This window comes from Variovorax davisae (genome assembly GCF_030316845.1).
Taxonomy (GTDB): domain Bacteria; phylum Pseudomonadota; class Gammaproteobacteria; order Burkholderiales; family Burkholderiaceae_C; genus Variovorax; species Variovorax davisae.
The window spans coordinates 1-12,456 of sequence record NZ_JASZYS010000016.1; the positions used below are offsets into that span (position 1 = coordinate 1).

11 protein-coding genes and 1 pseudogene are annotated in these 12,456 nt (G+C 69.7%); 5 read left to right on the forward strand and 7 right to left on the reverse strand.

What is annotated here, in order from left to right:
* From QTI33_RS28555 to QTI33_RS28565, 3 genes and pseudogenes are all read right to left on the reverse strand, one after another.
* A pseudogene (locus tag QTI33_RS28555) lies at window positions 1–120 on the reverse strand (electron transfer flavoprotein subunit beta/FixA family protein); the annotation flags it as partial.
* Between the two features lie 139 nt (window positions 121–259).
* The gene (locus QTI33_RS28560; RefSeq protein ID WP_286509812.1) at window positions 260–1,540 is read right to left on the reverse strand and encodes a mechanosensitive ion channel family protein; all 1,281 of its coding nucleotides are present in this window, start codon (window positions 1,538–1,540) and stop codon (window positions 260–262) included.
* Between the two features lie 6 nt (window positions 1,541–1,546).
* Window positions 1,547–2,500: a histone deacetylase family protein gene (locus tag QTI33_RS28565; protein WP_286509813.1), complete on the reverse strand. Its 954-nt coding sequence runs from the start codon at window positions 2,498–2,500 to the stop codon at window positions 1,547–1,549.
* Window positions 2,501–2,575: 75 nt separating this feature from the next.
* Here QTI33_RS28565 and QTI33_RS28570 point away from each other — a divergent pair, with 75 nt between their 5' ends.
* From QTI33_RS28570 to QTI33_RS28590, 5 genes are read left to right on the forward strand one after another with little or no spacing between them, the layout of a single operon-like run.
* On the forward strand, window positions 2,576–3,496 hold the full coding sequence (locus tag QTI33_RS28570; protein WP_286509815.1) for an AAA family ATPase: 921 nt from the start codon (window positions 2,576–2,578) through the stop codon (window positions 3,494–3,496).
* A 2-nt stretch (window positions 3,497–3,498) separates the two neighbouring features.
* On the forward strand, window positions 3,499–4,560 hold the full coding sequence (locus tag QTI33_RS28575) for a DUF58 domain-containing protein (protein ID WP_286510025.1): 1,062 nt from the start codon (window positions 3,499–3,501) through the stop codon (window positions 4,558–4,560).
* On the forward strand, window positions 4,554–6,548 hold the full coding sequence (locus tag QTI33_RS28580; protein WP_286509816.1) for a transglutaminase TgpA family protein: 1,995 nt from the start codon (window positions 4,554–4,556) through the stop codon (window positions 6,546–6,548). The genes QTI33_RS28575 and QTI33_RS28580 overlap by 7 nt, the downstream gene beginning before the upstream one ends.
* A 53-nt stretch (window positions 6,549–6,601) precedes the next feature.
* A complete protein-coding gene (gene mltB, locus QTI33_RS28585) occupies window positions 6,602–7,678 on the forward strand; it encodes a lytic murein transglycosylase B (protein WP_286509817.1) in 1,077 nt (358 codons plus the stop codon).
* Window positions 7,679–7,680: 2 nt separating this feature from the next.
* Window positions 7,681–8,298, forward strand: coding sequence for an HD domain-containing protein (locus QTI33_RS28590; RefSeq protein WP_286509818.1), 618 nt, complete (start codon window positions 7,681–7,683; stop codon window positions 8,296–8,298).
* Here the strand turns inward: QTI33_RS28590 and QTI33_RS28595 are convergent.
* From QTI33_RS28595 to QTI33_RS28610, 4 genes are all read right to left on the reverse strand, one after another.
* Entirely contained in the window at window positions 8,295–8,792 is a 498-nt protein-coding gene (locus tag QTI33_RS28595) for a flavodoxin family protein (protein WP_286509819.1), read from the reverse strand. The two genes, QTI33_RS28590 and QTI33_RS28595, sit on opposite strands and share 4 nt — an antisense overlap.
* Window positions 8,793–8,798: 6 nt before the next feature.
* Complete coding sequence (locus QTI33_RS28600) at window positions 8,799–10,199, reverse strand: serine hydrolase domain-containing protein (RefSeq protein ID WP_286509820.1); 1,401 nt, start codon at window positions 10,197–10,199, stop codon at window positions 8,799–8,801.
* On the reverse strand, window positions 10,200–10,607 hold the full coding sequence (locus tag QTI33_RS28605) for an SRPBCC family protein (protein WP_286509821.1): 408 nt from the start codon (window positions 10,605–10,607) through the stop codon (window positions 10,200–10,202).
* A 112-nt stretch (window positions 10,608–10,719) separates the two neighbouring features.
* Complete coding sequence (locus QTI33_RS28610) at window positions 10,720–12,450, reverse strand: ABC transporter substrate-binding protein (protein WP_286509822.1); 1,731 nt, start codon at window positions 12,448–12,450, stop codon at window positions 10,720–10,722.
* Window positions 12,451–12,456: the final 6 nt, after the last annotated feature.

Sequence of the window (12,456 nt, forward strand, 5' to 3'; positions counted from 1 at the left end):
CTCGTCGAAGGGGTTCATGCTCATCTTGACGTTGGCAATGTCGACGCCGGTGCCGTCGCTCTTCACGCGCACCTTCACGTTGTAGTCGACGACCCGTTTGACGGGAACAAGAATCTTCATTGGTTTGACTCCATTGAATTGCGAAACCGGGGCTTGCAGGCAGCAGGCGATTTTAGGCGCCGGCCTCCGCGAGGACTGTTCATTTCAATCAGGGGCGAGGCCGGGGCCGCAGAAAAAGAACGGTCGTGCTTTTTTGCGATTATAGGCGACCCGCATCGGCAAGAGAAGTGCCGGCTGGTAACGACTCGACGTGCAGCACGCTCTGCGGGTAGGGAATGGCAATGCCTGCGGCGCGCAGACCTTCGAGAATGGCGACGTTGATGGCCGAGCGGACGTTGTCGCGGCCCTTGTCCGGATCGGCGACCCAGAAGTTGAGCGTGAACTCCAACCCATGGGGCGCAAAGGCCAGCAGGAAGGCGACCGGCGCCGGATCGGTCAGCACGCGCGGCTGCGCCGCCGCCGCCGCGCACAGGATGGCCTGCACCCGCGCCACGTCGCTGTCGTAGCCCACCACGAGGGTGGTCGTGATGTTGAACTTGCGGTCGGCCAGCGACAGGTTCTCGACCCGGCTCGTGATCAGCGATTCGTTCGGCACGATCGACTCGCGGCCATTGCCCGCCCGCACCAGCGTGTAGCGGGTCTTGATGTCGGTGATGCGGCCTTCGAAGCCATCGACGCGGACGTTGTCGCCGATGCGGATCGAGCGCTCGAGCAGGATCACGAAGCCGCTCACGTAGTTGGCCGCCAGCTTCTGCAGGCCGAAGCCCAGGCCGACGCCGAGCGCGCCGCCCAGCACCGACAGCGCGGTCAGGTCCACCCCCACCGCCGACAGCGCGAACAGCAGGCCGATCAGCAGCAGGAAGGCACGGATCGCGTTGGATGCCACCTTGCGCATCGACAGGTCGGCCACCGCCTCGCGCAGGATGCGTTTCTCGATGGTTTGCGAGATCCACAGGGCGATCACCAGCACCAGGCCGGCCGACAAGGTGCCGTCCATGATGGTTCGCAGGCTGACGCGGGTGCGGCCGAAGGCCAGCGTGATCTCGTCGAGTTCCGCCAGCACCGGCTGCAGCAGGCCGACGATCCAGAGCACGGCGCCGATCCAGGCCAGCCACGAGATGGTGCGCTCGACCAGCCGCGCCAACGCGGAGGCCGGAAACACGGCGCTCAGCACGCGGGCGAAGAAGCGGATCGCGACCAGCGACACGAACACCGACACCGCGATGCGCAGCACCAGCACCGGCTGGTAGACCAGGGTGGCGCGCCGCGCCAGGTCGGTGAGGACCAGTGCCAGCAGCGGAAACAGCAGGCCGTCGATGGTGCGCTGGCCGAACCAGATCGAATCCTTGGGCTGGTCGCGGCCGAACCAGCGGCAGAGGCCCCAAGCCACCAGCACGCAGCCGACCAGAATGGCAACCTCGATCCAGACGCTGCGGGCCTCGATCTGCGAAAGCTTCTGGGTGAACTCGGTGAAGTTCATCGACGGCTAGAGATCGGCGAGCACGCGCACGTGCTCCTCGACGCTGCGCGCCAGGGCGTCGAGGTTGTAGCCGCCTTCCAGCATCGAGACGATGCGGCCCTTCGAATGGCGCCGCGCGACGTCGACCACGCGGCCGGTGATCCAGCCGAAGTCGTGCTCGTTGAGTCGCAATTGCCCGAGCTCGTCGTCGCGGTGGGCATCGAAGCCGGCGCTGACGAAGATCATCTGCGGCTTGAACTCCTCCAGCCGCGGCATCCAGCAGGCCTCGATCAGCTCGCGCACGTCCATGCCCTTGGTGTAGGCTGGCACCGGCAGGTTGAGCATGTTCGACGCCGGGTGCTCGGTGCCGCTGTACGGGTAGAAGGGATGCTGGAAGATCCCGACCATCAGCACCCGCGGGTCGTTGCTCAGGATGTCCTCGGTGCCGTTGCCGTGGTGGACGTCGAAATCGACCACCGCGACCCGCTCGAGCCCATGGGCCTCGATCGCATGGCGCACCGCGACCGCGATGTTGTTGAAGAAGCAGAAGCCCATCGCCTTGTCGCGACAGGCGTGGTGGCCGGGCGGGCGCACGGCGCAGAAGGCGTTGTCGACCTGGCCGCCGATCACCGCGTCGGTGGCCGCGATGGCGGCGCCGGCGGCGCGCCGGGCGGCCAGCACCGTGAAGCGGGTGAGCGTGGTGTCGGGGTCGATCTGCGCGTGGTCCGGCCCCCCGGCCGGCGCGTCCTCGACCAGGCGCTGGCTCAGCGCCTCGAGGTGCTCCATGTGGGCCACGCTGTGCGCCCGCGTGATCTGGGGCAAGGTGGCCAGCGGCACCTCGATGCGCTCCAGGGCGTCGCCGACCCCGGTGAGCAGCAATCGGTCTTCGATCGCATCGAGCCGCGCGGGGCATTCGGGATGGCCCGGCCCCATGTCGTGCTTCCAGCAATCGCGGTGTGTGAAATAGCCGGTTTTACCCATGGATCGACTCACGCCGTATCCCCACGCGGCATGGGCCCGCCGGGCTTACGGTATTGTTTGCATATGGATACAAAAATGGACGTCGCCGCGAAGCTCGCCAGTTTGCTCGGTCAGCTTAACACGGTGATCGTGGGCAAAGAGGCGCAGGTGCGCGACTGCGTGGCCTGCCTGCTGGCGGGTGGCCACCTGCTGATCGAGGACGTGCCGGGCGTCGGCAAGACCACCCTGGCGCATGCCCTGTCGCATACCTTCGGGCTGCAGTTCTCGCGCGTCCAGTTCACGGCCGACCTGATGCCGGGCGACCTCTCCGGGGTTGCCATCTACGACCGCGGGCAGCAGGCCTTCGTGTTCCATCCCGGGCCGGTCTTCGCCCAGGTGCTGCTGGCCGACGAGATCAACCGTGCCAGCCCCAAGACCCAGAGCGCGCTGCTCGAGGCCATGGAAGAAAAGCAGGTCACGGTCGAGGGCGAGACCCGGCCGCTGCCGACGCCCTTCTTCGTCATCGCGACGCAGAACCCGCATGACCAGCTGGGCACCTTCGCCCTGCCCGAGTCGCAGCTCGACCGCTTCCTGATGCGGATCTCGCTCGGCTACCCCGACCGCGCCGCCGAACGCGAATTGCTCGCGGGCGCCGACCGGCGCGAGATGCTGGCCGGCCTGCCCGCCCTGTTGACCGCCGGGGAACTCACGGCGCTGCAGCAGCGGGTGCAGCAAATCTACGCCTCCGAGCCGCTGCTGAACTACCTGCAGGACCTGATGGCCGCGACCCGCTCGGGGCGCTGGTTCCTGCAGGGCCTGTCGCCGCGCGCCGGCATCGCGGTGCTGCGTGCCGCCAAGGCGCAGGCGCTGCTGGCCAACCGCGACTACGTGGCGCCGGACGACGTGCAGGCGGTGCTGCCGCAGACCATCGCACACCGCCTCACCCCCGTCGGCGACGCCGGCCGCGGCGCGATCGAACAGGTGCGCGCCATGATCGCGGCGGTGCCGCTGCCGTGAAGATGCCGGGGCCGGTCCGCGCCTGGCTCGCCGAGCGGCATGAGCCGCCGGGCCGCTCCCCAGGCGAATTCCGAAGCGCCGCTGCGCGGAAAGCCTATTTCGCGCCGCTGCGCAGTCGCATCGACCGCTGGTTCCTGACCCGGCGCCCGCCGTCCGATGCGCTCGAACTGACCCAGCGCAACGTCTACATCGTGCCGACCCGGGCCGGCTGGATGCTGGCGGCCACCCTGCTGCTGCTGCTGGTCGCATCGATCAACTACCAGCTCAACCTCGGCTACCTGCTGACCTTCCTGCTGGCGGGCAGCGTCGCGGTCGGCATGCACGTGTGCCACGGCACGCTGCGCGGCCTGGCCTTGCACCTGCTCACGCCCGAGCCGCGCTACGCCGGTGCCGCCGCGGTGTTCCGCGTGGTGCTGGACAACACGCGCCGGCGCACGCGCTACGGCATCGGCCTGGCGGTGCACCGCAGCGGCCAGTGGGCCTGGTGCGACGTGCCGGCCGAGGGCAGCGCCACGGTCGAGGTCGCCTTCCGACCCGAGCGACGCGGCCTGCACCCGGTGCCCACGCTGACCGCGGAAACCCGCTTTCCGCTCGGCACCTTCCGGGTCTGGACCGTGTGGCGGCCAGCCTCGCAGGTGCTGGTGTATCCGGCGCCCGAGGCCCATCCGCCGCCGCTGCCGGCCGGCGAGCCGCTGGCCGGCCAGGCCGCCTCGACCGCGCTGCGCGCGCATGCAGCGGGCGAATACGACGGCGTGCGCGCCTACCGCCGCGGCGATCCGCTGAAGCTGGTGGTGTGGAAGCGCGCCGCCCAGGCCCAGGCCCGGGGCTCGGAAGACCTGGTGAGCCGCGACACCCAGCAGGCCCAACGGCAGGAGCTCTGGCTCGACGCCCAGGCCACCGGCCTGCCCGGCCTCGAAGCACGGGTCTCCCGGCTCTGCGCCTGGGTGCTGATGGCCGACCGGCTGGGCGTGGACTATGGCCTGCGCGTCGCCGGCCGCGTGCTGCCGCCGTCGCAGGGCGAAGCCCACAAGCGGCAATGCCTGGAGGCGCTGGCCCTATGCTGAGCACCCGGCTCCAGGCCCTGCCGCGCGAGGCCCGCGACACCCTCTTCCTGCTGGCCGTGATCGGCCTGATCCTGCTGCCGCAAGGGCCCAACCTTCCGTGGTGGTGCAGCACGCTGGCCGCCATCGTGCTGCTCTGGCGCGGCACGCTGGCGGTGCAGGGCCGCCCGCTGCCCGCCCGGGGCTGGCGCATCGCCCTGCTGGCGCTGACCCTGGTCGCGACCTACTCGACCTACCGCACGTTGCTGGGCCGCGATGCCGGCGTCACGCTGGTGGTGATCCTGCTGGCGCTCAAGACGCTCGAGCTTCGCGCCCGCCGCGACGCCTTCGTGATCTTCTTCCTGGGCTTCTTCACGATGCTCACGAACTTCTTCTATTCGCAGTCGCTCGCCACCGCCTTCGCGATGCTGCTGGCGCTGCTGGGGCTGCTGACGGCGCTGGTCAATGCCCACATGCCGGTGGGCAAACCGCCGCTGATGCAGGCCGCGCGCACGGCCGGCGGCATGGCGCTGCTGGGGGCGCCGATCATGCTGGTGCTGTTCATGCTGTTTCCGCGCATGGCGCCGCTGTGGGGCACGCCGAACGACGCCATGACCGGGCGCACCGGGCTGTCGAACACGATGCGCGTGGGCAGCGTGGCCGAACTGGCGCTCGATGAAGGCATCGCCGCGCGCATCAAGTTCGACGACGGCCGGGTGCCGCCGCGCACGACGCTCTATTTCCGCGGCCCGGTGCTGTCGAGGTTCGACGGCCGCGAATGGAGCGCCCCGCCGCCCTTCTCGCGCAGCGCCGCGCCGCGCAACCTGCGCGTGCGCGGGGCCCCGGTCGGCTACGAGGTCACGCTCGAGCCCTCCAACCGGCCCTGGGTGCTCACCCTGGACGCCGCACCCAGACGGCCCGAGCTGGCGGGCTACGAGCTGTTCGCGACCCCGGAACTGCAGTGGGTCGCGACCCGCCCGATCGGCGACATGGTGCGCTACCGCGCCGAGAGCTACGCCGAGTTCGAGAGCGGCCCGACGCGGCGCAGCGCGGTGCTGCAGGACGAGGTGGCGCTGCCGCCGGGCTCGAACCCGCGCACCGTGGCGCTGGCGGCGCAGATGCGCGCCGACCCGGCGCTGGCCGGCGCCTCGACCCCGGCCCTGGTGCAGAACGTGCTGCAGCGGCTGCGCACCGGCGGCTATGCCTACACGCTGGAGCCGGGCCTGTTCGGCGACGACAGCGCCGACGAGTTCTGGTTCGACCGCAAGGCCGGCTTCTGCGAGCACATCGCCTCGTCCTTCGTGGTGCTGATGCGCGCCCTGGACATTCCGGCGCGCATCGTCACCGGCTACCAGGGCGGCGAGATCAACGGCGTCGACAACTTCTGGGTGGTGCGCAACAGCGACGCCCATGCCTGGGCCGAGGTCTGGCAACAAGGCGCCGGCTGGGTGCGGGTCGACCCGACCGGCGCGATCTCGCCCGACCGGGTCGGCCAGTTCCGCCGCCTGGCGCCGCAGCCCGGGCTGATCGCCGGCGCCATCGGCGCCATGAACCCGACCCTGTCGCAGAACCTGCGCGCCGCGTGGGAGGCGGTCAACAACGGCTGGAACCAGTGGGTGCTGAACTACACCCAGAGCCGCCAGCTGGACCTGCTCAAGACGCTCGGCTTCGCGGCGCCCAGCCTGCAGGACCTGGCGCTGGTGCTGCTCGCGCTGCTGGTGGTCGCCAGCCTCGCGGGCGCCGGCTGGACGCTCTGGGAGCGCAGCCAGCACGACCCCTGGCTGCGGCTGCTGGGCCGGGCTCGCCAACGGCTGCGGCGGGCCGGCGTCGAGGCGCCCGACAGCGCCTCGCCGCGCCAGCTGGCGGCCCGGCTGTCGGAGCGCTTCGGCAGCGGCGCGGAGCCGGTGCGCCAATGGCTGCTGCGCCTGGAGGCGCAACGCTATGCCAAGGCGCCGGGCGATGCCCTGTCGGCCCTGCGCAGCGAATTCCGGCGGCTCGCATGGCCGCGCTGAAACCGCATGTGACGTTCGGTGGCGGCGGACGCCGCAACGGCACAATCGACGCGATGCGAAGCCTTCTTTCCCACGCCCTGCCGGCCCTGCTGCTGGCGGCCACCTTTCTCGCGCCGGTGCCGGCCGCGGCCCAGGCCGCGAAGGACAAGCGCGGCACGGCCGTGCGCGGCGGCGTCCCCTATGCCACCCGCGCCGACGCGATGGCGTTCGCCGACGAGGTGGCGCCGCGGCGCGGCCTCGATCCGGCCTGGGTGCGCGCGACCATCGGCAACGCACGGCAGCTCCCCAACGTGCCGCGGCTGATGCTGCCGGCACCGAGCGGCACGCCGAAGAACTGGCAGGTCTACCGCAGCCGCTTCATCGACCCGGTGCGGATCGCGGCCGGCGTGCGCTTCTGGCGCGACAACGCCGCCACGCTGTCGCGTGCCGAGGCGGCCTACGGCGTGCCGCCCGAGATCATCGTCGGCATCGTCGGCGTCGAGACCATCTACGGCCGCAACATGGGCAGCTTCCGCGTGATCGACGCGCTGGCCACGCTGGCCTTCGACTTTCCCGAGGCCCACCCGCGCGCGGCCGAACGGCAGGCCTTCTTCCGCGGCGAGCTCGAGAGTTTTCTCAGCACCGAGAGCCGCACCGCCGAAAACCCGCTGGTGCCGCTGGGCAGCTATGCGGGCGCCATGGGCATGCCGCAGTTCATGCCGAGCAGCATCGCGAAGTACGCGGTGGATTTCGATGGCGACGGCCGAATCGACCTGGTCCACAACCCCGCCGACGTGATCGGCTCGGTGGCGAGCTATTTCAAGGGCTTCGGCTGGCAGCCGGGCGTGGCGCCGGTCTTTCCCGTGGGCTTCGACGCCGCGCGGCTGCAGAAGCAGGTGCTGCTGGCGCCGGACATCGTGCCGACCTTCAGCGTCGATGCCTTCGTCGCCGGCGGTGCGCTGCTCCAGGGCGAGGCGCTGCGCCACCCCGGCCTGCTGGCGTTGATCGAACTGCAGAACGGCTACGAGCCGCCCAGCTATGTCGCGGGCACCAAGAACTTCTACGTGATCACGCGCTACAACTGGAGCAGCTACTACGCGATGTCGGTGATCGACCTGGGCCGCGAAGTGCGAACCGCGATGGAGCAGTAGCCGTGGACGAGGCCGCGCTGCGCGCGTCGTGGACCGAAGCCTGGCGCGCGCTCGGTGCCTCCCCCGACGATGGCTTGCTGGCCGAGCTGCTGGCGCGCTACGGCGAAGCACAGCGCGCCTATCACACGCTGCAGCATCTCGGTGAGTGCCTCGCCCACCTGGCGCGCGAGCGCGACGGCGCCGAACGTCCGGCCGAAGTCGCGCTGGCGCTCTGGTTCCACGACGCGATCTACGACGTGCAGCGGCACGACAACGAGGCGCGCAGCGCCGACTGGGCGCGGCAGGCCGCCCTGCGCGCGGACCTGAGGGCCGAGGTCGCCGAGCGCCTGCATGCGCTCGTGATGGCCACCTGCCACGACGCGCAGCCGGTCGACGCCGATGCCCGCCTGCTGGTCGACATCGACCTGGCGATCCTCGGCGCGGCGCCCGCCCGCTTCGCCGAGTACGAGCGCCAGATCCGGATCGAGTACGCACACGTGCCGCCGGCGGTCTTCGAGCCTCGGCGGCGCCAGATCCTGGGCGGCTTCCTGGCCCGCGATCCGCTCTACCTCACGGCGCCGATGCGAACCCGGCTGGAAGCAGCCGCCCGGGCCAACCTGGGCCGGGCGGTCGCCGGCTAGTACACGCCCAGGGCCAGGCCGGCGGCCAGCGCCGCGCCGAGCTCGCGGCATTGCGCCAGATCGGCGACACCGATCTGCTTCGGCCGCGCGATCGCCTCGGGGGTCTGCGCATGGGTGCAGACGATCAGCGTCGGCGCGACCCGTCGCAGCCGCCAGCCGGTGGCGATGCGCTCCAGCTGGCGCGCCGCGTTCTGCCCGTCGCTGCCCGCACACACCAGCGCGGCGTAGGGCCGGCCGTTCAGGCGGTCGAGCGCCGGGTAGTAGCAGCGATCGAAGAAATCCTTCATCAGCCCGGCCATCGCGGCCAGGTTCTCGGGGGTCGCGAACACGTAGCCGTGGGCCGCCAGCACGTCGTCCGGCTGGGCCTGCGGCGCGGGCAGCAGGCGCACCTGCACGCCGGCTTCGTCGCCCGCGCCCTCGGCGGCGGCCTGCGCCATCTGGGCGGTGCCGCCGGTCATCGAGTGGTAGACGATGAGCAGGGTCTTGGGGTTCATGGCGAATCAGGAGGGCCGCGTCTTGCGGTAGCGCCGGGTCGCCTCCGCCACCATCGCCTCCTTCGGCAGCAGCTGGGTGCCGCCGACCCAGAGCTCGGAGGGCTGGCCCTTGCGGTCATGCACGCGGCGGACCGACTGCCCGGGGCTGTTGTAGGCCGAGGTCTTGCGGATCAAGCCGCGGTCCTTGCCGGTGACCGCGATCTCGGTGGTGGTCGCGTCGAAGGGTGGGGCCATGGCCGGCGCCACCTGGCAGACCACCTGGCCCATGGCGACCAGGTCGCTCGCGCCCCACATGGACCACCAGCGGCCGTTCCAGCCTGCCAGCCGCCTGGCGGGCGCGCCGTGCCGTCCGAAGGCCGAGAGAATGCTCACGATGCCATCGACCCAGGCATAGGCCATGCCGTCCTGTGCATTGGTGAGCACGGTGACGGTGTAGCCCGAAGACGGGAAGCGCGCGGTCCGCGAAATGAAGCCCTGCAGGCTCCCCGTGTGGCCGAACCACTCCTTGGGGCCGCGCTCGTTCATCATCGTGCCGTAGCCGTAGTAGGCCTCCATGCCGTTGCAGTCGTCGCGCCAGCGGCGCTGCATCATCTCGCGCCGGCTGGCCGGCGAGAGGATGCCGTGCTTGCTCTCCGGCGCCAGTTGCGCGAAGAAGCGCGCCACGTCCGACGCCGTCGAGACGAAGCCGCCCGCCGGGGCGATCGCGTGGCAGACGTTGTCGCCCGGCACGATCAGGCGCTGGCCGAAGGGAAACTCGCCGCTGTGGCCCATGGCCAGGGGCGCGGACCTGGGCAACTGCGGCATGTCGGGCACCGTCTCCTTCAAGCCGGCGGCCTCGATCACGTGGCGCGTGATCCAGGCCGGGTATTCGCTGCCGCTGATCTCCTCGATCAGCAGGCCGAGCAGGCCGTAGCCGTGGTTCGAGTATTTGAGTTGCAGGCCGGGCGCGAGCGGCTGCTTGCGGGAGAGTTCGTCGCGCAGTTCGGCGCGCGACAGAAAGGGCCGCCGATCCAGGAACTGGCCGCTGTCCGCGCCGTCGCGCACGACGCCGGCGCCGTGCGACAGCAACTCCCCAATGCGGGCCTTGGCGAGTTCCTTGTGCAGGCCGCCGACATGGCGGCCGATGGGATCGTCCAGGCCCAGCTTGCCCTGCTCGCGCAGCAGCATCACGCCGCTGGCCGTGAAGCTCTTGGAATGCGATGCGATGCGAAAGCGGTGTCGGGGCGTGAGCGGCTTGCCGCTGCGCATGTCCGCCACACCCAGCGCGATCTCGGCGACCACCTCCTGGCCCTGGGCAATCGCGACCGAGCACCCGGGCTGCCGGTAGCGTTCGAGCTGGAAGCCGAGCCACCGGGGCACATAGTCCAGTGCGGCCTTCAGCCCGGCGTCCTTCTTCGCCGCCGCCATCTATCGCCCGGCCTCGACGTGCCGCGCGAAGCGCTCGAGGATGGCTTGCCAGCCCTGGCGCTGCTGCTCGACCGGATGCTGGTCCTCGCCGTCGAAGGTGACGCGCACCCTCACGCCATCCGCAGTTTCGGTGAACTCGACCTGCCCGGTCCGCTCGCCGAAGGCATAGGCGATCAGGGCCTGGGGCACGATCTCGGTGTAGGTGCCGGCGAAATCGAATCCCATGCTGCCATTCCTGGCCTCCATGCGCGACGAGAAGGCACCCCCCACCCGCAGGTCCACGGTCGCCGCCGTGGTGTGCCAGTCGTCGGACGCGGCGTTCCACTGGATGATGTCCTCGGGGGTGGTGTAGGCGCGCCAGACTTCATCGATCGGCGCGGCAACGGTGGTTTCGACGGTGATTTTCATGATGGCTCGAACGGGTTGGAGGGCTTCGATCCGAAGATGTTAGCCGTCGGCGCAGGAAACACGGTGCGCGCGCGGCGATGCCCGATCCCCGCGCGCCTCCCTGCTGCCTGCCTCAGCGCACCTTGCCCTCTTTCCACGCCGTCAGCAGCTTCGAGTAGTCGATGGTTTCGCCCTTCGGCTTCTCGTTGGCCAGCTTCTTCCAAGGCGCATGCTCGTCGCTGAGCATCTTGGCCGGATCGCCCTTCGGCGCCAGCTTGGGTGCGCACTTGGCCATGCCCGCGCGCTCCAGGCGGCCCATCACGTTGTCCATTTCCTCGGCCAGCGTGTCCATCGCCTTCTGCGGCGTCTTCTCGCCGGTCACGGCCTCGGCCACGTTCTTCCACCAGAGCTGCGCCAGCTTCGGGTAGTCGGGCACGTTGGTGCCGGTCGGCGTCCAGGCCACGCGCGCCGGGCTGCGGTAGAACTCGATCAGGCCGCCGTACTTGTTGGCGTTCTGGGTGAAGTAGTCGAGCCGGATGTCGCTCTCGCGGATGAAGGTCAGCCCGACCACGCTCTTCTTCGCCGAGGTCGTCTTCGAGGTCACGAACTGCGCATAGAGCCAGGCGGCCGCGGTCTTGTTGGCGTCGTGGCCCTTGAAGAAGGTCCACGAGCCGACGTCCTGGTAGCCGTTCTGCATGCCCTGCTTCCAGTAGGGGCCGTTCGGCCCGGGGGCCATGCGCCACTTGGGCGAGCCGTCGGCATTGACCACCGGCAGCCCGGCCTTGGTCATGTCGGCCGTGAAGGCCGTGTACCAGAAGATCTGCTGCGCGATCTGCCCCTGCGCTGGCACCGGGCCGGCCTCGCCGAAGGTCATGCCCATCGCTTCCTTGGGGGCGTACTTCTTCATCCAGTCGATGTACTTGGTCAGTGCATAAACCGCCGCCGGCGAATTGGTCGCGCCGCCGCGCGCCACGGTGGCCCCCACCGGCGTGCACTTGTCGGCCGCCACCTTGATGCCCCATTCGTCCACCGGCATGCCGTTCGGGATGCCCTTGTCGGCGGTGCCGGCCATCGACAGCCAGGCGTCGGTGAAGCGCCAGCCCAGCGACGGGTCCTTCTTGCCGTAGTCCATGTGGCCGTAGATCGGCTTGCCGTCGATGGTCTTGACGTCGACCGTGAAGAACTCCGCGATGTCCTCGTAGGCGCTCCAGTTGAGCGGCACGCCGAGCTCGTAGCCGTACTTGGCCTTGAACTTGTCCTTGAGGTCCGGGCGCGCGAACAGGTCGGCGCGGAACCAGTAGAGGTTGGCGAACTGCTGGTCGGGCAGCTGGTAGAGCTGGCCGTCGGGCGCGGTCGTGAAGCTGGTGCCGATGAAGTCCTTGACGTCCAGGCCGGGGTTGGTCCATTCCTTGCCGGCCCCGGCCATGTACTCGGTCAGCGACATGATCTTGCCGTAGCGGTAGTGGGTGCCGATCAGGTCGGAATCGGAAATCCAGCCGTCATAGATCGACTTGCCCGACTGCATGGAGGTCTGCAGCTTCTCGACCACGTCGCCTTCCTGGATCAGGTCGTGCTTGACCTTGATGCCGGTGATCTCCTCGAAGGCCTTGGCCAGCGTCTTCGATTCGTACTCGTGGGTGGTGATGGTCTCGGACACCACCGCGACTTCCTTGACGCCCTTGTCCTGCAGCTTCTTGGCGGCGTCGATGAACCACTTCATCTCGGCCGCCTGCTGCTCCTTGCTGAGGCTCGACGGCTGGAACTCGCTGTCGATCCATTTCTTGGCCTCTGCCTCCCCGGCCCATGCGCTCTGCAAGGCGAACGTCGCCGCTGCAAGAGCCATTGCTGTGTAGCGAATCTTCATGGTTGT